Genomic DNA, 22,266 nt, shown 5'->3' on the forward strand with positions numbered 1-22,266 from the left:
ACAACTTAATAAAAACAACGGAGTAACACGGACGTTATGCATTACCCAAAAACACGTAAAGATTCTGTCGTGGACACTTACTTTGGTCACGACATTGCCGACCCTTATCGCTGGTTAGAAAATGATCGCAGCGAAGAAACCGCACAATGGGTTTCGGGTCAAAACTCGGTAACATTCGATTTTCTTGGTCAGATCCCGTATCGCCAACAGATTCGTGACTTGGTCGCAAACAGTCAAAATTACGAGAAATACTCTCAGCCATTTTTGCGCGGTGATTATACTTACTTTTACAAAAACGACGGTTTGCAAAACCAAAGCGTGCTGTATCGCCGTAAAGGGGAGGGAGAAGCCGAAGTCTTCCTTGACCCAAATACGTTCTCTGAAGAGGGCACGACCTCTCTTGGCGAAGTCAGCTTCTCGAAAGATTATCGTTTGGTCGCGTATTCCATCTCGGAAGGGGGCAGTGACTGGCGCAAGATCTTTGTTATTGATGCGGAAACCAAAGAACAGTTAGAGTCTGAGATTGTGGATGCAAAGTTTACGTCGATTTCTTGGCTGGGCAGCAAAGGCTTCTATTACTCAAGTTACGATAAGCCGCAAGGCAGTGAGTTATCTGCGCGAACTGAACATCACAAGCTTTATTATCATGAACTTGGTACACCTCAGTCTGAAGATAAAGTGATTTTCGGTGAGTTGGATACGCAGGTTCATCGTTATGTGTCTGGTACCACGACGACGGACGATCGCTTCCTCATTATTTCTGGCGCAGAATCCACATCGGGTAATCGTCTGTTTTATATCGATTTACAGTCTGAGTCCCAAGCGATTGTGACGCTTCGTGATACAACGCAAGGCGACACCTACTTGATTGATAGTCAAGACGAAACCTTGCTGCTTTACACCAACCTAGATGCGCCGAATGGCAAAGTTGTCAGCTACAACACCCGAACAGCGCAATGGATGGATGTGATTGCTGAACAAGAACAGCCGTTAGAAATCAGCAAAGGTGGCGGTTATCTGTTTGCGACTTATATGGTGGATGTACTTTCTAAAGTGCAGCAGTTTAACTACCAAGGTGAATGGATTCGAGATGTTGAACTGCCGGGAGAGGGTACGGCTTATGGTCTAGCGGGTAAAAAAGAAGAAACCACGCTGTATTACACCTTTACTAACTACGTGACGCCACCGACGATCTTCTCATTTGATGTTGAGTCTGGTGAATCGACGTTGTTTCAAGAATCAAAAGCGCCATTCGATCGCAGTGAGTATGAGTCAAAACAGGTGTTCTACACCTCAAAAGATGGCACGCAAGTTCCGATGATCATCTCATACAAGAAGGGCATCGCACTTGATGGTAGTGCGCCAACCATGCTGTATGGTTATGGCGGTTTTAACATCAGCCTCACTCCGATGTTTTCTGGCAATGTAGCCAACTGGCTAGAGTTGGGTGGTATTTACGCTGTCGCCAACATGCGAGGCGGCGGTGAATACGGTAAAGCCTGGCACAACGCAGGCACTCAGCAGCAAAAGCAAAACGTGTTTGATGACTTTATTGCGGCGGCGGAATACCTGATTGAAAACGACTACACGAGCTCGGATCGCCTAGCGATTCGCGGTGGTTCAAATGGCGGCTTGTTGGTTGGTGCGTGTATGACGCAACGTCCTGAGTTATTTAAGGTGGCGCTGCCAGCTGTAGGTGTGCTTGATATGCTCCGTTACCACACGTTTACGTCTGGAGAAGGCTGGAAGTATGACTATGGCACGTCTGAACAAAGCGAAGCGATGTTCCAATACTTGCTTGGCTACTCTCCTGTTCACAATGTAAAAGAAAACGTGCAGTATCCTGCGACATTGGTGACAACTGCCGATCACGACGATCGTGTGGTTCCAGCACATTCGTACAAGTTTATTGCGGAGCTGCAAGACAAGCAGCAAGGCGCTAATCCAGTATTAATACGCATTGATGTCAATGCAGGTCATGGTGCAGGGATGCCGCTGAGTAAGCAAATTGACCTCACCACAGACGTGTATGCATTTACGTTATACAATATGGGTATTGAGTCGATTTAATGCCTTAGTTGCTCGAAGCTTCTGAGAATAAAAAATGCCGCGACACTGTCGCGGCATTTTTCATGGTTGGGGGAACTCAATTCATACTGTTTACCAGTATTTGAGCCAGGTTGACTAAGTCTGACTCTTGAACCAACCAGTCTCGGCGGCCAAACCGAAAGGCAGCTACGCCATTCTTAAGACAAGATGAAATCATCACCTTTTCTTAATCCTAGTTTATGAATATGAAACTGTGATGAACCTAAGCCGCATTGTGCTGATTTTCACTGTTTTCAAGATCAAATGAGGCATCTATCAGTTTTTTCGTGTAGTCATTTTTAGGGTTTTGGAAAATATTTTCGGCTGTACCTTGTTCCATGACCTCGCCTTTTTGCATGACAAGAACACGATCAGAAAGGGCTTTGACGACTGATAGATCGTGGCTAATAAACAAGTAGCCAATGTTATGCTTTTTCTGTAAATCTTTCAGGAGATCAATCACAGTCAGTTGAACCGAGCGGTCCAATGCAGAGGTCGGCTCATCAAGCAAAATAAACGAAGGTTCAAGGATCAGTGCTCGCGCGATAGCAATACGCTGACGCTGGCCTCCCGAAAACTCGTGCGGATAACGGTTGATGGACGCGGGATCTAAGCGAACCTCTCGAAGCACGTCGCGTGCTTTCTGCATACGTTCTTTTTTACTCAACATTGGCTGGTGGACAGTTAATCCTTCAGTGATGATCTCGCCGACAGTCATACGAGGAGAAAGCGAACCATAAGGGTCTTGGAACACCATCTGAACGTCTTTTTTCAGCTCAAAACGTTCTTTGTTTGTTAGCAAAGCCATGTCTTGGCCTTTGTATTCGATTTTACCTGTGGATGGCAGGAGGCCTATCAATGCGCGGCCGAGGGTAGACTTGCCTGAACCGGATTCCCCAACAATCCCGAGTGTTTCCCCTTGTTTGAGCTCAAGAGAAATGCCTTTTACCGCTTCGAAGTACTCATTTTTACTGGCAATAAAATGCGACTTTATCAAGAATTTGACTCGTATATCGTCAGCTTTTAATAGTTGTGTAGCATTCTCGCTAATAGGGTCCTTACTGCCTTTTGGAATAGAGTTGATCAGCATACGTGTGTATTCGTGCTTTGGGTCCTCGAAGAGCATTTGCGTTTCGCCTTCTTCGACGACTTCTCCTTTACACATCACAATGACACGGTCGGCAAAGTGTTTTACGACGCCTAAGTCATGAGTAATAAATAGGATTGCCATGCCCATCTGAGCCTGAATTTCTTTAATCAGGTGCAACACTTCTGCTTGAACCGTGACATCCAACGCCGTTGTTGGTTCGTCGGCGATCAAAATATCGGGCTCGTTAATCAGTGCCATCGCAATCATGATGCGTTGCAATTGACCGCCAGAAAACTCGTGCGGATATTTGCTGTACGCTTTCTCTGGCTCTGGCATGTGAACCAGTTCAAACAGCTCTAACACTCTCGCTTTGGCTTTCCGTCTATCCACTGGACGATGGCACATGATGGCCTCAGCGACTTGGATCCCCACCCGCATGTATGGATTCAATGAGGTCATCGGCTCCTGAAAAATCATACCGATACGATCACCGCGAATGTTTTGCATTTCACGCTCCGTTTTATCCAAGATGGAACTACCCTCAAACATGATGGATGAGTTCGTATGCAAAATAGCGTTGTCTGGCAATAGTTTCATCAGTGCATTGGTTGATACTGACTTGCCAGACCCAGACTCGCCAACGATGGAAAGCGTCTCGCCTGCTTTTAAATCGAAGCTAACATTCTTTACTGCATCGACGATCCCATCGTTTGTCGTAAAGCTGACCGATAGGTTATTCACCGAAAGAATGGTTTTAGAAGACATCACAGATCCTTGTGGTTGGTAAAGCAAATGATACTCAAGCAATGGACAGCACAAACCTAGCTGGCCTCAATGCTTGGGCTTTAGATTAATTATAAAGGTGAGAAGGCGAAGGCTTTGCCGAACTCATCGCTTGCAAATGCAAAAACTGCTCATGTGCGCGCGTCACATGGTCTAGCTCAATCATCCATTGAGCATTGCGTTGAGCAGAGCAAAATGCCGCCATATGAGCTAACAAGTCTTCACTTTGTTGACCAAGTAAATGACCCACACGCTCAATAAGTTCATGATTCTCTAGTTGCAAGAATTGGAACAGTGCGTACGTTTGATTGAGTGTTGAAAAAGCGTCGTGCTGCAATCCGAGTTTGTTGAGAATCTCCGATTGTGCGACGCACGCATCTCTAAGCCCAGTGATGAGACAGACAAACTGACAAGGTTTGGTTTGAGCATTTTCGAGCGCCGAATGAATGTGGTTGGGTAGATTGCTGAGTACATCGTCGTATAAACGATGCGCCTCGGGCCAGTGGCCTTGTTCCATCAATTGCTCTGCTTTCAAGTAGCGCATCCAGCATTGCTCAATATTCATGTCCATCTCCACAAGAGTTGATTTGTTTTGATATTAAATGAAATTGATTATCAATTGCAAGTGCGTATTGATATCACTTTTATGCTCATAAAATGTCCAATCAAACTAGGGTGGAAGGTAAATCACTTAAAATTAAGCAAATAATCTCTACACTCAAATGACGAAAATAAGAAAAAAGGAAGTGGATATGGCAATACTAAGATTGGAAGCTAAGCAGCTATATTCTGTAGCAGATCTAGAGAATATGCCATGTAAGTCGACCAAGGAGTTACCTCCAATTGATGAGATTGTGGGCCAAGAGCGCGCGCAAAAAGCGGTCGAGTTTGCGATGTCCATCAAAGAGAAAGGGTATAACATCTACGCCATTGGTCAGAATGGGCTAGGTAAACGCACCATGATCCTGCGCTATCTGAATCGTCACCAGCACGATGCAGCAGCCTTGTTTGATTGGTGTTACGTTGCGAACTTTGAAGATACCCGCACACCCAAGGTGTTGAAGTTGCCTTGTGGTATCGGGAATAAGTTACGTGTTGATATTGAAGCCTTAATGGGCAAACTACTGAATGCTTTACCCCTAGCGTTCGACAATGAGATGTACTTTAGCCGAGCTGAGCGATTAAAAAACCAATTAGCGGCGAAGCAACAAAACGAACTGGACCGCATTAGCCGAGAGGCAAAAGAGAAAGGCATTAGCTTGACGCTTACCACACAGGGCGATTATCAGTTTGTCGCCATGAATGGTGACGAGCTTCATACGGAAGAGTCTTTTGATGCACTAAGTAAGAAAGAGCAAGAGCAGTTCAGCGATGCCATTGATGAACTCGAAGTACGATTACGTTCGATGGTCCGTGAACTCACAGAGTGGGAAGAAACTTACAGCGACAAAATCAAAAAGCTTAATGATGAAGTGACGCTCGATGTGATTACTCACTTCATCAAAAAACTCAAAGTGGATTACGCGGAATATTCTGAAATCAAAACGTACTTAACTGAGTTGCAAAAAGATATTGTTGAAAACGCAGATATCTTCCTTGATCAAAGTGGTGAGCAAGGCGAAATTGCGACGGCGTCGTTGGATAAAAAATTACCACGTCGTTATAAAGTGAACGTCTTGGTAAGCCGCAACAGCAGTGACTTTCCTATCGTGGTTGAAGAAAACCCCAATTACCATTCGCTCTTCGGTTCGATTGAGACAGCCACTTTCAAGGGAACCGTGTTTACCGACTTTTCGCTGATTCGTGCGGGGAGTTTGCATAAGGCGAATGGCGGCGTTCTGTTAATGGATGCACAGAAAGTGCTTGAACAGCCTTACGTTTGGGATGGTTTGAAGCGCGCACTGCGTGCTCGTCAATTGAGCTTTACCTCCCTAGAAAAAGAAGTGACATTGACAGGGGCGGTATCACTCGATCCCGAGCCTATCCCGCTCGACATTAAAATCATTCTGTTTGGTGACTACCGAACTTATCAATTGCTGCAGCATTACGATCCAGAGTTCAGTGAGTTGTTCCGAGTGACAGCAGATTTTGAAGATGAGATGAAGCGAACGCCAGAGTCGGAACTGCACTATGCGCGCTTTATTTCTAGCGTCGTGAACGATAACAACATGCTGCACTGTGATAGAAAGTCCATGGGACGGATTATCGAATACAGTTCACGCTTGTCTGGTGATCAAACCAAGCTATCACTCCACTCTGCCAATATTGCGAATTTATTACGTGAGTCAAACTACGTTGCTCGTCAAGCCAACTCCAACATGATCCGTATCGGTCATGTGGAAGAGGCGCTCAAGAACCAAGAAATGCGAGTGAGCCGATTACGCGACAACGTGATGGAAACGTTTGTTAACGGTACAACCTTGATTCGCACTGAAGGGAAGGCTATCGGTCAAGTGAATGCCCTCTCGGTATTAAGTACCAGCGACTACATGTTTGGTGCGCCGAATCGCATCACCGCGACGACGTGTTACGGCGATGGGGATGTTATCGATATCGAACGCAGTGTGGATTTGGGCGGCAGTATTCACTCTAAAGGCGTGATGATTCTATCGGCCTACTTGTCTTCCGTGTTTGGTAAAACGGCGCGAGTACCATTAACCACAACGATTACGTTTGAGCAATCTTATGGTGGTGTCGACGGTGATAGTGCCAGCATGGCAGAGCTATGTGCTGTGGTGTCTGCTTTTTCAAAGCAACCAAACCGACAAGACATTGCGATTACAGGCTCAATGAATCAGTTTGGTGAAGCTCAGCCAATTGGTGGTGTGAACGAAAAAATTGAAGGCTTTTACGATGTGTGTGTGATTAAAGGTCGTCATGAAGGGCAGGGGGTCATTATCCCGCAATCAAATGTTCATAACTTGATGCTCCGTTCCGACATCGTGAAAGCAGTAGAAAAAGGTGAGTTTAATATTTGGGCGATTGATCATGTCACTGAAGCCATCGAGCTGTTCACGGGGAAAGTCGCCGGTGAGCCAACCGATGAAGGTTCTTATCCAATAGATACGATTTTTGGCCTTGCTCAAGCTAAGCTCAATTCGTTGAGAAAATAGCCTAAAACCGTCCTAAATGTGAATGTATCTCATCATAAGTGATCACAATTTATCATAACGACAATATCCCGACACTACTGTCGGGATATTGTCAATAACAGATTGAAAATGGGGACTTTTTGTACTAGACAAAAGTGTGATCGACCTCTAATATTCGCCACTTGTTTATTCGTCTGGGAACTTTCCCGTCGCAAGGAAGCATAGATATTCAAATAACCGAAATGCAGCTTCAGTATTGAGAGTTGCTTGAGTTCGTTTGGATATAGGCATCACGCATACAACTGAGGTCCAGTCATGCAGTTATCACTGAAAAATTTGTCAGTACGAACGCAAATTTTGGTTCCGGTATTATTTACCGCGATTGTTTTGTTTATTGCTTTGTGGATTACTAAAAACAATCTTCAAGCTGAGCAAGATGTTATTGCTTCCAACCAAGAGTCTTTGGTTTTCCATAAAGACACTTTGGCGCGTATTGACGATGAAATTTATCCACTTCGTATTACAGCGGTTTACGCTATCTACGACGCTTCCCGTCGTGAAAATTTTCTTAATGAATTGAAAGAAGGCTTAAAGCAGGTTGAAGCAGATTTAAGTGCGATTGAAGCTCGTAATCTGTTTCGTGAAGATGCGATTAAAGTTCGCCAAGCGATTGAAGCCTATGTTCGATATTCAGAGCGCTCAGTGGCTTTCTTTAACCAGTACGATCAAGGCTTGAAGTCGGACAGTGAGTACCGTGCATTCATTAAAGAGTACCGTAATGTTGGCCGAGAAATGGTTCAACAAATCAATACTCTGTCGAAGCATGTGAATGACCAAGCAGAGCAGTCGACCATAAGAAGCCATCAACAGAATGAGCGTGTACAAAACAACGCTATGTTGACAGTTCTTGCGGTATTTGCGTTCTCATTGGTCGGGGCGTGGATCTTATCAGGCATGATTGTTACGCCTATTCAAAAACTTCAAGAAGTGATGCGTCAGTTAGCAATGGGCAACTTGTCAGTTCGCGCAGATGTAGACGGTGATAACGAAATTGCGAAGCTGAGCAAAGATGTTAACCAAACAGCAGAACAGCTTTACAACACGGTCGACCAGCTAACTCGCATCAGTGAAGAGGTGGCATCGGCATCGACTGAGCTTGCCGCAGTAATGACGCAAGCAGAAGCGAATGCTCAGCTAGAGCTCGCTGAGATCGAACAAGTGGCATCGGCTGTTAATGAACTTGCCAGCACCGCAAACAACGTGAGCGATAACGCAACGTCTGCGGATTCGACAGCTCGCGAAGCTGATGGTCTTGCGCAATCAGGTCTGGCTATCTTCCAAGAGAGCGCAGAAGCAAGCGCACAGATGTCTCAGGCATTGAACGATGCAGCGCAAGTCGTACTGCGTTTAAAAGAGCAGTCGGTTCAGATCAACGACGTTATTGAAGTGATTCGCGGTGTCTCTGAGCAGACCAACTTACTCGCATTGAACGCTGCGATTGAAGCTGCGCGTGCTGGTGAGTCTGGTCGTGGTTTTGCGGTTGTTGCGGATGAAGTACGTATGCTCGCGGCACGGACTCAAGACTCGACTCAAGAGATCCAAACGATTATTGAAGAACTTCAAGCGCAGTCTGGGCTTGCGAATGACAGCATGCAAGTCAGCCTTGACATGCTCAGTCGTAACAACGAACTGACGCAACAAGCGAATGAGGCATTGGTTGGTATTACCGAGTCGGTAGCCAACATTAACGATTCAAACACGCAAGTGGCAACCGCAGCCGAAGAGCAGTCTCAAGTCACTCAAGACATCAACCGCAACGTGGTTAACATGTCTGAACTCGTTAACCAGAATGTGGCGGGTATTAGTCAAAGCGCAAGCGCGAGTACTGAGCTTTCATTACTTGCAGAGAAGCAGAAAGAGCAATTGAGCTTCTTTAAGCTTTAATTCGCTATTCGCCTAACAAAATGTATAAATCCCTGAGCTATTGCTTGGGGATTTTTTTGTTTGTGAGAAACTGATTTAAAATCAGGAAGTCTATCTAAAACAGTCATTTAGTGAAAATATTTTGCGAGCAAAATCACATATAATGAGATTGTTTTTACATTTTTTGCGTCAATTTTTTTTTGACGCGAACGATTTTTTTACCTCAACCGATAACTTGATGGTTGAGAGGTATTCATATCGTCATTTTACTTGGTGTTTTCTTCTATAAGTGCTGTTTATTCAACGCGTTGCGTGAAAAATAACAGCTGCTACTATGCCGCCAGTTTTCTCGTTGGTACAGAAAAGTCCTGTTTTTCTGGTGAGAAAATACATATAAAACAATGATATGGAAAATAACAATGAAATTAAAAACTTTAGCTGTAGCAGTGGCGCTAATGGCATCAGGATCTCAAGTTGTCGCTTCAGAACTATACAACCAAGATGGCACTTCTCTTGAGATGGGCGGCCGCGCTGAAGCGCGTCTTTCTATGATGGATGGTAAGGCAAAAGACCGTACTCGCATCCGTCTTAACTTCCTAGGCAAACAGGAAATCAATGAAAACCTATACGGTGTTGGTTTTTGGGAAGGTGAGTTCGAAACAAAAGAAGAAGGTGCCGTAGATAACAACAGTGATCTTGAAACTCGTTACGCTTACGCAGGCCTAGGCGGTAAATACGGTGAAGTAACTTACGGTAAAAACGACGGTGCATTATTCGTTCTTACTGACTTTACCGATATTATGGCTTACCACGGTAACACTGCAGCACTTAAGCTGCCTGTATCTGACCGTACAGATAACATGCTTTCTTACAAAGGCCAATTCGAGCAACTAGCTGTACGTGCTAGCTACCGCTTTGCTGATCGCACAACAGATGCAAAAGGTTTTACAGACAACGAGGAAGATGGCTTCTCTCTATCTGGTATCTACGCATTTGCTAATACTGGTATTGAACTAGGTGCTGGTTATGCAGACCAAAACGATAGTGATGAGTTCATGCTTGCTGCTGCATACTCTGTAGGTGATTTCTACTTCGCTGGTAACTACACAGGCGCAGACGTGGATGTTGCAGGTGAGTCTGCGGATTACAAAGGCTACGAACTAGCTGCATCATACACTATGGGTCAAACTGTATTTACTTCTACGTTCAACAAAGGTGAGCTAGAAGATGCTGATACTGTAGAAAACCTAGCTGTTGATGTTACTTACTACTTCAAGCCTAACTTCCGTGGCTACGCATCATACAACTTCGATCTAATGGATAACGAAGGCGCTGATGAAAAAGATGAGCTAGCGCTAGGTCTACGTTACGACTTCTAAGTCGAAACTGTTATCTAAGATACTGCCTTATTCTTAGTAAACAAAACCCCTTACTTTACAGTAAGGGGTTTCTTGTTTTCCGGGTATCAAAACTGGCCGCTACTTGGTGCTCATTATCAAAGCTACCTTTTTAGTGTGAGTTTAGTCCCATCAAATTTTAGGTGACTCAGGAGACTTTTAGCGTTGGTTTTACCAACCTCATCAAACTCCATTCCATAGCGAGCATGGTGTGTCGATTTTTGTAAGTTACAAATACGACCTCGCAATGGCGCGAGCATGTGGCTTTCACCGGGCATGGTTAGGTCCAATGAAACGCGATCACCAACCTGAAGTGGTCGGCTCATTGGTGATGTCACAAAGCGGCAGCCACTACGAGATAAATCTCTTATCTCGCATTCAGTTCGATAGGCTTCTAAACAAACGCGCGCTCTCAAATTCACTTCGTAACGTACTTCTTTACGAAGCTGAAAGACCTGCATGGTGTTAGGTAGACTTAGCACTAAAATTGGATACGGGTCGCCGAGTCGGTGCTGCAATTGCGCCCGAAATGGAATGACAGCACCTTCCCCTCGATGAGAGTACGCTTTTACATTGATCCAAAAGCCTTCTTGAAAATAGAATTTCAAGTCCTCATCGGAGATGTTCGGAACCTCTATCAATGCGGTATTATTTGAGTGACAGCCGACAAATGTGCTGGTTGTAATAAACTTGGTACCAACAGGTGTCGTGACGTTTAAACTTACTTCACTGCCATGTTCGACCATTGCCATTGCATCGGTGCTATTTAGTGTACTTGCCTGACGTTCGGGTGCCTTCTTGCTTTGCAGAGGTAGTTTGCCGTCTCTGGCAATAGGGCTCATATTTCTCATTATTATTGTCGTACCTGATTTGAGAAGGTAATGGCGTGAAGTGACAGAGCACTTCCGCATGGTGTTGATTCTATTCAGTGATATAGTTTGATTCAATCAATCCGTAACAAAAATTAGAGAGCAAGATATGCATAAAGTAACTCATGAAGTTGAAAACAACACATTTTGGGTTGATTTAGAACAAGGTTATAAAGCCAAGGTGGTTTATCAGCTTGAGAATAATGTCATGCACATCACATCAACCGTAGTTCCTGAAGCATTACGAGGTAAAGGGTACGGAAAAGTGATGATGGAAGCGGTATTGCCAGAAATTGAGGCACTCGGTTATCAAATCAAACCAGTCTGTCCATATGTCATTCATTATATGGAGAAAAACCAAGCGTGGTCACATCTGCTTGCATGATGATGAACGACAACCACCAACGTTACCAAAGCATTGGCCAGGAGCTAAAGCTCGGGAATTATCAAGCGGTAGAAGTCATACAGTCGCTATGGGGAGGCTATGGTGAGTTAGTCCGAGTTAATTATTCAACTTGTTCGGTGATCATTAAGCATGTAAAACTCCCTAAGCCTTCAGAGCATCCAAGAGGTTGGAATACTGACCGATCTCACCAAAGAAAGCTGCACTCTTATCAGGTGGAAGTGAATTGGTATACGGATTTTTCCAGAGAGGTGAGCACTCGCTGCCGAGTACCACAAGGTCTAAAAACGTTCCAATCGGAGAATGAATGGCTCATCGTGATGGAAGATCTCGCCGAGGCAGGCTTTCCAAAAGTCATCACCGATGCAAAGCTAGAACATCTACGAGCCTGCCTTGCTTGGTTGGCGAACTTTCATGCGCGCTACATCGGTGTTCGCTCGGATAAGCTGTGGCATAGCGGCACGTATTGGCACTTGGCAACCAGACCCGATGAGCTTGAGGTGCTGCAAGACACCGAGCTAAAAAATTATGCTCAATTGATAGATCAAACGCTTTCGCAAGCCAAGTTCAAGACTTTTGTACACGGTGATGCCAAATTGGCGAACTTCTGTTTTGATCGAGAAGAATCAAGCGTTGCTGCGGTCGACTTTCAATACGTCGGACAGGGCTGTGCGATGAAAGATGTAGCACTGTTCATGAGCAGCGCCGTCAAGCCAGAACGTTGTGCAGAGATGGAAGTTTGGGTCTTGGATACGTATTTTGCTCAGTTGCAACAGGCGTTAATGGTTTATCAGCCGAATCTTGACCCCAATGAAGTCGAGCGTGAATGGCGTCCTTTGTTTGCGGTTGCTTGGGCTGACTTTCAGCGCTTTGTGAAAGGCTGGAGTCCTGATCACTGGAAGATCAATCCCTACACAGAAGCATTGACTCGCAGAGCGCTGGCTCACTTACGAAAGTGAGTAGAAGTTTAAAAAGAAAAGCCTCCAACTAGGAGGCTTTAATTTACTTTTTACTTGGTCTGATACGTGCCATGTAATAGGTATTGATGAACTCGCCATCTCGGAAGGAGCCATCAATCGCTTCGCCCTCAATTTGAAATCCATGTTTTTTGTACAGCCCAATGGCGGCGTCATTATCGGCGTTGACTTCTATTTGAATTCTTCTCACGTTTAGCCAGTTATCCGCCAGTTCAGTGACCGTTTCAATCAACTTGCTACCAATACCGAGCCCGTGGAAACTATCATGCACTCCGATGCCAAATGATGCTGTGTGCATTGTTCTCGGACGCTGCGAGTGGTGAAAGCCAATGTTACCCACTACTTTACCATCGATTTCAGCGACGTAGCTGTAAACGCCAGCGGGCATATTTGACAATCGTTCTACCCACATTGCGAGCGAAGGTTTTGGGAGTTGCAGGGTTTCACGTTGTGCTTTTGGTTGTGAATAGATTTCTACGAGTGCCGCTGCGTCTTCAACGGTTGTTGGACGTACGATAATTTCCATGCTTCTCTCCTTCGTTTTTTAGTATTAATTTTCAATCTAACCACAGTTCCTTATTTTGGATAGTATTTTTTGAAGTTTGAGAGATAAACACCTTTTAAATTAGGTTCTTATAGCGATGTTTTTATAAATTTTAGTAGTCATTTATCTTTGAATTTAGCGAATAGATTGCAAAGGTGTTGAATTATTGTACTGAAAATGGCGTGCACGGCAGAGTATCGTGGTGAATTTCATGTTGGAGGAAATAAATGGAATTATTCAAACTGTGACGACGGCACTGTACATCAGTTGACTTGAATCAATTGAGGGTGGAGTTACCTCTTATGAGGTATGGGGAAGAGGTACGTTTAGCGCTATTTATGCTTAACTTGATAAAGGAGTTTCGTTGAGGAAATAGCATGAAATCCTCTCAGTCTAAAACATCGCAAAGTCGGCGTCGATTTTTGCGTGATACTGTCCGAACTGCGGCAGGCGTTGGCGCAGCGGCGTGTGTGTTGGGCTTACAATCGCTGCAAAGCCAAGCTCGAGAAACGAAAGGTGTGCCTATTCGCCCACCCGGTGCTTTGCCAGAAGGCGATTTCGAATCAGCCTGTATTCGATGTGGCTTGTGTGTTCAAGCATGCCCTTACGAAACATTGAAACTTGCGACATTACTTTCACCCGTCGCGACTGGCTCACCTTACTTTACTGCACGCGATATTCCCTGCGAAATGTGCGAAGACATTCCTTGTGTTGTCGCTTGTCCGAGTGGGGCGCTGGATCCGAAACTAACCGATATTGATGATGCTCGAATGGGTACAGCGGTTCTTATTGACCATGAAACTTGCCTTAACTGGCAAGGATTACGATGCGACGTTTGTTATCGCGTTTGTCCGCTGATTGATGAAGCCATCACGTTAGAGATGGTTCACAACGACCGAACCGGTTATCACGCCAAACTTATCCCAACAGTGAATTCCGAAGTGTGTACCGGATGCGGTAAGTGCGAACAAGCGTGCGTGTTGGATGTCGCTGCTATTAAAGTCGTCCCGACGGATTTGGCGAAAGGCAAAGTGGGCAGTCACTACAATTTTGGTTGGAAAGAGATCGACAAACCACTCGAAAATATCCTCCCTAGTGAGACGCCTGTGCCGGAAGGTGCGCTTGAATCGCTAAAAGGAGGTAAGTAATGGCAAAGAACTTAGCTCAAAATGCTGGCAAAGAAGCGGTTGAAAAGCTTGGCTGGTGGCGCGTGCATCGGTTTTTGATTTTACGCAGACTATGCCAGCTCACCATCATTGCGCTGTTTATGGCTGGGCCGACATTAGGGGCTCTAACTGGTAACCTCTCATCGAGTATGTTGTTCGACACCGTGCCTTTAAGTGACCCGTTGATAGTGCTTCAAGCTTTGGCGACAGGCCATGTTCCGGAGTTTAATGCGCTGTTAGGCGTAGTGATTGTCGTGGTGTTCTACGCGATTTTAGCGCCGCGCGCATTTTGTGCGTGGGTGTGCCCGTTAAATATCGTGACAGATTTGGCGGCTTGGCTGCGCAGAAAGCTCAACATTAAAGCGAGCTATCGTTGGTCTCCTACTATTCGTTATTGGCTGATCCCTGTTTTGATGTTGGGTAGTGCTCTGTCTGGCGCGATTCTTTGGACATGGTTAGATCCAGTGGCGGCATTGCATCGCGGATTGGTGTTTGGTATGGGCGCAGGTTGGGTGTTGATCGCACTGGTGTTCGTACTGGATTTACTCTTAGTTGAGCATGGGTGGTGTGGGCACTTATGTCCACTGGGTGCTACCTATGGTGTGATAGGCCGAAAAAGCCTGTTGCGCGTTACTGCTGTTCGCCGCGAAGATTGCACCAAATGCATGGATTGCTTTTACGTCTGCCCAGAACCTGAGGTGCTTCGACAACCATTGAAAGAGGGAGATCGTCGAGTTATGGATCAAAACTGCATTAGCTGTGGCCGCTGTTTGGATGTGTGTCCAGAACATGTGTTTGAATTTAAGAATCGTCTAACAGTAAAGAATATCGATTAAGTTACTGAGCTTCATCACTGGCGTTTTTACCTATTTCTCTCGATATTTCAACATCGCGCTTAACCAAGGAATTGAGTGCGATGTTTATTTTCATAACAATATCTCTACACCGTATCTGCTTGGCCAGGGTTGAAAATAATAATGATATTGCGAATTTGTTACATTTGAAGCTATGATGATGCCTTCATATTTAAAGGAAACATCATGACTACCTCATCGCAAGGCTGGAGAACGCCGCAAAATTTCCTCCTGTTAATTTCCATTATCGTGCCCATTGCTTTTTCTACCTGGATGGCGTTGTTGAACAACTTCGTTATCGAGAAAGCGAACTTTGATGGCGCTGATATCGGTTTACTTCAAAGTGTTAGAGAAGTACCTGGCTTTCTCGCTTTCACCGCGGTATTCGTTTTACTTTTTATCCGTGAACAACGCTTTATGCTCGTCTCTTTGGCGATGCTTACGCTTGGTACGGCATTAACTGGTTATTTTCCCACTTTATACGGTCTACTTTTTACCACCTTGTTAATGTCCACCGGTTTCCACTACTTTGAAACACTAAAGCAGTCTTTGTCTTTACAATGGCTATCGAAAGAAGAAGCCCCGGAAATGCTGGGTAAATTTATTTCTGTTGGGGCTTTGGCTTCTCTGTTTACCTACGGCGCCATTTGGGTTTCGCTCGAACAGCTCAAACTTGATTTTAAAACGGTCTATCTAATGGCAGGTGGTTTAGGTTTTGTGCTTATTTTGGTGATGGCATTTGCTTTCCCTCAATTTAAAACAAAAGTGCCTCAAAACAAGAAACTCATTCTGCGTAAACGTTACTGGTTGTACTACGCGCTCACGTTTATGAGTGGTGCTCGCCGTCAGATTTTCACTGTTTTCGCTGGCTTCTTGATGGTAGAGAAGTTTGGCTACTCTGCCGCAGACATTACCTTGCTGTTTTTGATCAACTATGTCTTTAACTTCTTGTTTGCGAAGCGAATCGGCCGCTTCATCGGCGTTGTTGGTGAGCGTAAAGCGCTGATGTTTGAGTACGTCGGTTTGATCTTCGTATTCGTCGGTTATGGTTTGGTGCAAACCGCGGAGTGGGCTGCTGCATTGTATGTTGTCGATCATTTGTTCTTCGCGCTAGCGCTTGCTATCAAAACCTACTTCCAAAAAATTGCCGATCCTGCCGATATGGCGTCGACCGCTGGGGTTGCGTTTACTATTAACCATATTGCGGCGGTTGTGATACCTGTTACGTTTGGTGTGATTTGGCTGGTTTCTCCTGCTAGTGTATTTTACATCGGTGCAGGTATGGCGGCTGTGAGCTTACTGCTGTCACTTAATATTCCAGCGAAGCCAGAAGAGGGCAATGAGACCCGATTATTAAAGTGGAGCTAAGTTGGTACTTACTATCTAACAATAGAAGATAATTACTGTTAATAGCTTTATTGACTTGGGTGCTTAGGCACCCTTTTCTTTATCCTCATGTTGTGTCTTCTATGGTTGTACATATCTATTGGGTCCGTTAGGGTTTTATACCTAAGTATGTTGAAATTACTCGGATACAACATGAGTCGAAACACTAAGGAGGGTTTTACAGTGCAGGTACATGGCAGGGAGTTGGATTTAGATCTAGGAAACCGTCACGTCGTTATTCAACGTCGCTATGAGGCGTTAGGTGCTGCCAACGATCTGCTCATAGCTATTTGGTTTTTAATTGGTAGTTTTTTCTTTTTGAATGATTCGTTGATTGAAAGCGGGACTTGGCTGTTCATCGTAGGCAGCGCACAGTTGATCATTAAGCCCCTGATAAAACTGATGAGTTTAGTTCATGTTGGTCGCTTAAATAAGCAACTTTCTGGAACATCAACGAGCCGCTGAGATTACACGCCTATTTTGAGCACCTGCAAGCAAGAGGCTAATGAGCGGGTTATCGAGGGGAAAGAGGGAAACATAACGTGGTCACAACACTAACCACGTTATGTTCAGCTTGAAGCTTTAGAATTTAAAACGGATACCAGAACAGTTGTGTGTCCATAACACGCTTGCTGATCGCAGCAATCACTATCACTGCAATCCCCGCCATGCAGATCATATCGGCTTTGGTCAGGGGTTTTAGGCTGTACCAGGTGCGAGATGAGTGACGGCCAAAACCACGTAGCGTCATCGCGTTTGAGATTTGGTCTGCTCTGTCCAAACTAGAGAAAATCAGAGGGCCAAGAATCTTCGCCACGTTCTTCATACGAGTGAACAACGGAGCCTTCTTACTCAGTTCTACTCCGCGTGCTTGTTGCGCGTGCATGATGTTAACAAAGTCCTTTTTCACTTCCGGCAAGTAGCGCAGCGTTAAGCTTACGGCATAGGCGATTTTGTAAGGCACACCCAAGCGGTTCAAGCTGGCTGAAAACTCCGTCGGGTGAGTGGTAAATACAAACACTAACGCGATTGGGAACATGCTGAAGTATTTCAACGTCACTGTTACTAGGTAAAACAACGTCTCTTGAGTGAGTGAGTAGTTACCGGGTAATGAGAGTAAAACCGTTGATGAGCCCATGAACTCAGTACCTTGTTGCGGTGCCAACGCGAACATAAACAGGGCATTGATCAGCAATACCGTGCCTGTACCGAGTAAAAGTGGTTTGTAGACATGAAATGGCACTTTGGTCATTTTCAATAAGCCCAAACCAAGCACGATCAACAGTGCAATGATTCGCAAGTCAAACGTGGTCAACACCACCGTTACCCAAGCAATGAAAAGCAAGAACTTAGTAATGCCATTCAACTTATGAAGTGGCGATTGGGTATCGATGTAGTTGATACCAAACTTCATCTTATTGTCTTTCATGCCACCGCTTTCTCTGGTTGGTTTACTTCGCTGCTTTTTTGTTGGCGGTGCGCTTTTTCTACATTGATAAAATGCAGCATAAAGCCATGGGTGTCTTCGATGCCAACTTTCGTAGCCAACTCAAACAGACTTGTTGTGGTGAGGTTCGCTTGTTCTAGTAGCTCTGGACTGCTGAATACCTGCGTCATTGGTGCATCCGCGACTAATTTACTGTCTGCAATCACGATAGAGCGCGTGGTGTATTCCAGCACTAAATGCATGTCGTGGGAGATGATCATCACGGTTACGCCCAACTCGCGATTGAGCTTTTCGATGAAACTCAGCATAGACGTGTAGTTCCGGTAGTCCTGACCTGCCGTCGGTTCATCAAGGATCAGAAGCTCTGGTTCCAAGACCAAAATTGACGCAATGGTCACGCGCTTTTTCTGGCCGTAGCTCAATGCTTCGATTGGCCAGTGACGGTATTTGCTCAAACCGCACAGCTCAAGGACTTCAAGTACTTTAGCTTCGATCTGTTTCTCTTCAATGCCACGATTACGGAGGCCGAAGGCCACTTCGTCAAAAATCATGTGATGGGAAATCATGTGATTCGGGTTTTGCATCACCACGCCCACTTTCTGGCTGCGCTCGAAGATGGTCAGTTCGTTAAGATCTTGACCATTCATGCTCATTGAGCCGCTATCCGCTTCAATAACGCCCATAATCAGTTTGGTGATGGTCGATTTACCCGAGCCATTTTTGCCAAGTACAGAGACAAACTCGCCACGCTTGATGTCAAAACTCACGTCTTCTAACGCGTTTTTCTCACCGTCGTAAGAATAGGTGAGGCCACGGACTTCAAGCAAAGTCTCGGCTGGCGTTTTAGGTGGTTGTGCTGTTGAACCATCAAACCATGCTTGTACTGCTGGTTTATATTGCTCCAACGGTAAGGTAGTTAAGCTAGAAGGTTTTGCATCGCCCTCAATCGCACAGCCTGCTTCTTTCAGAGCCGAAATATAAAGTGGTTCGCGGATGCCGTAATCTTCTAGCAGAGGCGACGCTAAAATTTCATCTGGCGTTGTATCGGCAATGATTTCGCCGCTTTCCATCAAGATAATACGGTCAACTGAGCGATGCAGAACGTCCTCAAGACGATGCTCAATGATTACGATGGTTTTGCCTGTTTCGCGGTGTAGCTCATCGATGTTCTCGATGGTTTTTTTACCCGTTTTAGGGTCAAGCGCAGCTAGTGGTTCATCAAACAAAAGAATATCGACGTCATCGACGAGAATGCCCGCCAAAGAAACACGCTGTTTCTGGCCGCCAGATAAATCGTGGGGAGAGCGATCTAACATCTGTTCCAAGTCGACCATTTTGGCCGTGGCTTTGACCAATGGGTACATGTCGATGTTAGAAGTTAGCTGGTTTTCCAGCGCAAATGCGATGTCTTCGCCAATGCTCAAGCCGACAAATTGGCTGTCCGTATCTTGCAGTACGGTGCCAACTTGCTCAGTGTATTGGTGCATGTCGAAAGGGGCGGTGTCTTGACCATTGATGGTCAGTGTTCCACTGGTTTCCCCTTTGATTGCGTGTGGGATCAGTCCGTTAAGACATTGCCCAAGGGTAGATTTACCACTACCACTTGGACCTATAATGACGATTTTCTCTCCTTTCTCTATCCTTAGATTGATATTTTTTAGCGTCGGTTTGTCCAGCGACTCATATCTAAAAGAGAAGTTAGAAAATTCGATTGTCATTCGACATTAAGCCTCTGTTAAGTTACGGCTTTGCTTGTTACGTTTAGCGACAGACTTAAGAATGAAGAAGCCAACAATAGCAATAAGAATAGTGTTACCGATCGCGATAATTGAAAGCTGGGTAAACACTTTAGTGAACGGTTCTGCGTATAAAATCGTGTCGAGGAATGCAGAGCAACCGTAACCAAATACGTTGCCTAATAGCGCAAGTACTACGAATAACACGAAGTCTTTCATATTGAAATCGCCTTTCTCTAAACGGTAGCGCGTTAGAGAAGGGAATAGACCGATAATCAAACCAACAATACCTGAACCAAGTACCCAAGTGAGCCATACGCCCCAACCTGCGAATAGGTCAGTGACCCAGTGGCCAATAAAACCAACCAAAAAGCCAACAAGTGGGCCAAATAGTACTGAGAACAATGCTAATACTGCCATGGCTGGTTTTAGCGTTGTGTTTGCAAACACAGGGATGCCAAACATAGGTAAGCCACCGATGCCGTAAAGAGCAGCACCAATTGCAATAACCACAACGGTTTTAGCAGAAAGATTCATAGATAACCTCAGTTCAATGGTCGATTTTAAAGAACGTTCATTTATATTGTTGGAAAGCATTGGTTATTTGATTGTGTAACATATATCCAAAACAACCAAGCTGCTTATTGTTTGCTCTATTTTTCTTCAGGAAATGTGTGATTTGATTCACGTATCCCTTTGACTGGCTTTGTTTTTTAGCAAGCATTAAAAATAAGGCGCGCATTATACAGAATATTGATAAAAGTGGGAATGCTATCTGTCTGGATGGCTAGAATGAAATCGGAGGCTGATTGTCAGCCCCCGATTACACTTTCTGATACTATTTTCATCGATAAATGAATGAGCTAGCTGTTCATTAATGGTCTAGGTACAAATAGTTCTGCCAGCTCTTCATGCGAATCAGCACTTTGCGCATCACTGACACGTGAGTAAAGCTGTCTGAGTAAACGGCGACTTCAACCGCGGTACCCATTGGTAGGTGGTATTCGCTCAAATCGTCCGTGATTTTCAGCTTCGCAAATACACGTCCGCTTGTGCGCAGGGCATCGGTACCAAGCAGAGCACCTCTGGCTTGAATTTGGCTTTCACCAATGGCTGGAATCACGTCGATGACTTCGCCACGGAATACCTTGCCCGGTATCGCACGGAACATAAACTCCGCTTCAAAGCCTGCCTTCAAACGTTGTAGCGAGTTTTGTCTGAACGCCGCCGTGTACGTAATGTCTTCGGTATGCACGAAGGTCATTGCTGGGGCAAGCGGCAATGGCACAGCCATCACACCAGGGCGCAAAGCCAATTGCGTAACGTAACCATCGGTTGGCGCACGAACGACGGTTTGCTCTAGGTTAAACTCTGCTTTACGCAGCTCTGCGAGAAGTTGCGCGACTTGGGTGTTTTCACCGCCGATTTCCGACTCTAATGCGATCTGTGCTTGCTCTTGCTGCAAAATGGCAACGTCTAGCATGGCTTCTGCCGCTTTGTACGCTTGGCGTCGAGTATCTAAATCTTGTTCCGTAAATGCGCCGCGATCAAAGCCCCTTTGATATCGGCTAAATTCTCTTTGTGCTTTATCTCTATCGGCTTGCGCTTTCAAAACCGCCGCTTCTGTTTCTCTCAAGTCAGACTCTAAACCCAACGCACCTTGGCTTGCTTCTTTCACTTTCGCTTCAAGGCGTGCGACTTCTGCTTCAAAAGGCACAGGATCGATTTTGAAAAGAATATCGCCGGTTTTGAGCGGTTGGTTCGCTTGAACGGGCACTTCCACAACGCGGCCACGTACACCAGAGACGATAGGCGTAGTTGGGAACACTTGGTTACCTAACTGAGTAAATGGGTGGTTGTAATTCATAAGAAGGACGAGTGTGCCCACCAACACTACGCCGCCAAGTACGGCTGTAGGTACGGTCCATTTGTTCAAAGGAATATTAAAGACTTTAAAAATGGCGATACAAAGGGCTGTATAAGTCAGAATCAGCAATAAATCCATTATTCGTCCTCTTTACTTTGTTCAGTCAAAGGCCTTTGCTGAATCTTTTGTTGTTTCAACATCGATACTTCGTTTTTGAGTTCGTTGACTTCGTCGATGAGCTCTTCAAGACGGTGATGAATGTCGTGAGTTTCTTGCTCAAGTTGTTTGAAGCCCCAGCCTCGCTCCTTGCGCCACAATGTTGCCCATATCCATAAAAATGGCCACAGTGCATGTAAAGTGAAAAGGCTAACCCAGCCTGCGTAATGAATTGCGTCTTGATGAGGGTGTTCGCGTTCTTTAGCAATTTCATACGGAATATCGTGAATAACGATAATCCCGTAGAAGATCACCAAAGCAACGAAGATGAGTAACCCAAGTGCAAAATAGTCTAGAAACATCTTACCTGCCTGTGCTTGTTACCTAATGGAAAATCTTACGTAAATGAACAGTTTAAGTATTTGTCTTAACTATCGTTCAATCAAGTTATTTTGTACTTGAATTATGTTTATGCGATATCCGTATCG

At 45.1% G+C, this 22,266-nt stretch carries 19 protein-coding genes; 10 read left to right on the forward strand and 9 right to left on the reverse strand.

The features are described 5' to 3' along the window. Positions 1-36 precede the first annotated feature (36 nt). Positions 37-2,070, forward strand: a complete 2,034-nt coding sequence (locus VEA_RS21115; RefSeq protein WP_006741950.1) for a prolyl oligopeptidase family serine peptidase — start codon at positions 37-39, stop codon at positions 2,068-2,070. 241 nt (positions 2,071-2,311) lie between these two features. Here VEA_RS21115 and VEA_RS21120 read toward each other — a convergent pair whose 3' ends face one another. Next, on the reverse strand, positions 2,312-3,943 hold the full coding sequence (locus VEA_RS21120; RefSeq protein ID WP_006741948.1) for an ABC transporter ATP-binding protein: 1,632 nt from the start codon (positions 3,941-3,943) through the stop codon (positions 2,312-2,314). 85 nt (positions 3,944-4,028) lie between these two features. Beyond that, positions 4,029-4,526 (reverse strand): hypothetical protein, encoded by a 498-nt coding sequence (locus tag VEA_RS21125; RefSeq protein WP_006741947.1) that lies wholly within the window; start codon positions 4,524-4,526, stop codon positions 4,029-4,031. 187 nt (positions 4,527-4,713) lie between these two features. On the opposite strand from VEA_RS21125, the gene VEA_RS21130 reads away from it, so the two are divergent. The 3 genes from VEA_RS21130 (at position 4,714) to VEA_RS21140 (ending at position 10,355) form a co-directional block, all read left to right on the forward strand. Then, positions 4,714-7,074: a Lon protease family protein gene (locus tag VEA_RS21130; RefSeq protein ID WP_005394880.1), complete on the forward strand. Its 2,361-nt coding sequence runs from the start codon at positions 4,714-4,716 to the stop codon at positions 7,072-7,074. Between the two features lie 294 nt (positions 7,075-7,368). Next, a complete protein-coding gene (locus VEA_RS21135; RefSeq protein WP_005394881.1) occupies positions 7,369-8,997 on the forward strand; it encodes a methyl-accepting chemotaxis protein in 1,629 nt (542 codons plus the stop codon). Between the two features lie 398 nt (positions 8,998-9,395). Continuing rightward, a complete protein-coding gene (locus tag VEA_RS21140) occupies positions 9,396-10,355 on the forward strand; it encodes a porin (RefSeq protein ID WP_005394882.1) in 960 nt (319 codons plus the stop codon). A gap of 122 nt (positions 10,356-10,477) precedes the next feature. Here VEA_RS21140 and VEA_RS21145 read toward each other — a convergent pair whose 3' ends face one another. Further along, on the reverse strand, positions 10,478-11,224 hold the full coding sequence (locus VEA_RS21145; RefSeq protein ID WP_043884593.1) for a flagellar brake protein: 747 nt from the start codon (positions 11,222-11,224) through the stop codon (positions 10,478-10,480). A 127-nt stretch (positions 11,225-11,351) separates the two neighbouring features. On the opposite strand from VEA_RS21145, the gene VEA_RS21150 reads away from it, so the two are divergent. Together VEA_RS21150 and VEA_RS21155 are read left to right on the forward strand one after the other, a co-directional pair. Continuing rightward, positions 11,352-11,627: a GNAT family N-acetyltransferase gene (locus tag VEA_RS21150; protein ID WP_006741945.1), complete on the forward strand. Its 276-nt coding sequence runs from the start codon at positions 11,352-11,354 to the stop codon at positions 11,625-11,627. Positions 11,628-11,629: 2 nt separating this feature from the next. Beyond that, complete coding sequence (locus VEA_RS21155) at positions 11,630-12,604, forward strand: phosphotransferase (protein ID WP_374041542.1); 975 nt, start codon at positions 11,630-11,632, stop codon at positions 12,602-12,604. Between the two features lie 43 nt (positions 12,605-12,647). On the opposite strand, the gene VEA_RS21160 is transcribed toward VEA_RS21155, so the two are convergent. Continuing rightward, positions 12,648-13,148: a GNAT family N-acetyltransferase gene (locus VEA_RS21160; protein WP_006741943.1), complete on the reverse strand. Its 501-nt coding sequence runs from the start codon at positions 13,146-13,148 to the stop codon at positions 12,648-12,650. Positions 13,149-13,543: 395 nt separating this feature from the next. Here VEA_RS21160 and napG point away from each other — a divergent pair, with 395 nt between their 5' ends. The 4 genes from napG to VEA_RS21180 all read left to right on the forward strand — a co-directional run bounded on the left by napG (position 13,544) and on the right by VEA_RS21180 (position 17,037). After that, positions 13,544-14,314: a ferredoxin-type protein NapG gene (gene napG, locus VEA_RS21165; protein ID WP_006741942.1), complete on the forward strand. Its 771-nt coding sequence runs from the start codon at positions 13,544-13,546 to the stop codon at positions 14,312-14,314. Then, a complete protein-coding gene (gene napH, locus VEA_RS21170; protein WP_006741941.1) occupies positions 14,314-15,168 on the forward strand; it encodes a quinol dehydrogenase ferredoxin subunit NapH in 855 nt (284 codons plus the stop codon). The genes napG and napH overlap by 1 nt, the downstream gene beginning before the upstream one ends. Before the next feature lie 204 nt (positions 15,169-15,372). Continuing rightward, positions 15,373-16,554 (forward strand): MFS transporter, encoded by a 1,182-nt coding sequence (locus VEA_RS21175; protein WP_005394895.1) that lies wholly within the window; start codon positions 15,373-15,375, stop codon positions 16,552-16,554. A gap of 171 nt (positions 16,555-16,725) precedes the next feature. Continuing rightward, positions 16,726-17,037, forward strand: a complete 312-nt coding sequence (locus VEA_RS21180) for a YrhK family protein (protein WP_043884592.1) — start codon at positions 16,726-16,728, stop codon at positions 17,035-17,037. Between the two features lie 124 nt (positions 17,038-17,161). Here VEA_RS21180 and VEA_RS21185 read toward each other — a convergent pair whose 3' ends face one another. The 5 genes from VEA_RS21185 to VEA_RS21205 form a co-directional block, all read right to left on the reverse strand. Then, the gene (locus tag VEA_RS21185; protein ID WP_005394899.1) at positions 17,162-18,001 is read right to left on the reverse strand and encodes an energy-coupling factor transporter transmembrane component T family protein; all 840 of its coding nucleotides are present in this window, start codon (positions 17,999-18,001) and stop codon (positions 17,162-17,164) included. Further along, positions 17,998-19,737: an ABC transporter ATP-binding protein gene (locus VEA_RS21190; protein ID WP_006741940.1), complete on the reverse strand. Its 1,740-nt coding sequence runs from the start codon at positions 19,735-19,737 to the stop codon at positions 17,998-18,000. The genes VEA_RS21185 and VEA_RS21190 overlap by 4 nt, the downstream gene beginning before the upstream one ends. Before the next feature lie 6 nt (positions 19,738-19,743). Further along, positions 19,744-20,292 (reverse strand): ECF-type riboflavin transporter substrate-binding protein, encoded by a 549-nt coding sequence (locus VEA_RS21195; protein ID WP_006741939.1) that lies wholly within the window; start codon positions 20,290-20,292, stop codon positions 19,744-19,746. Positions 20,293-20,629: 337 nt separating this feature from the next. Beyond that, the gene (locus VEA_RS21200; protein ID WP_006741937.1) at positions 20,630-21,760 is read right to left on the reverse strand and encodes an HlyD family secretion protein; all 1,131 of its coding nucleotides are present in this window, start codon (positions 21,758-21,760) and stop codon (positions 20,630-20,632) included. Then, positions 21,760-22,140: a DUF3302 domain-containing protein gene (locus tag VEA_RS21205; protein WP_006741936.1), complete on the reverse strand. Its 381-nt coding sequence runs from the start codon at positions 22,138-22,140 to the stop codon at positions 21,760-21,762. Before VEA_RS21205 ends, VEA_RS21200 begins: the two co-directional genes overlap by 1 nt. Positions 22,141-22,266 lie beyond the last annotated feature (126 nt).

This window comes from Vibrio antiquarius (assembly GCF_000024825.1).
Taxonomy (GTDB): Bacteria; Pseudomonadota; Gammaproteobacteria; order Enterobacterales; family Vibrionaceae; genus Vibrio; species Vibrio diabolicus.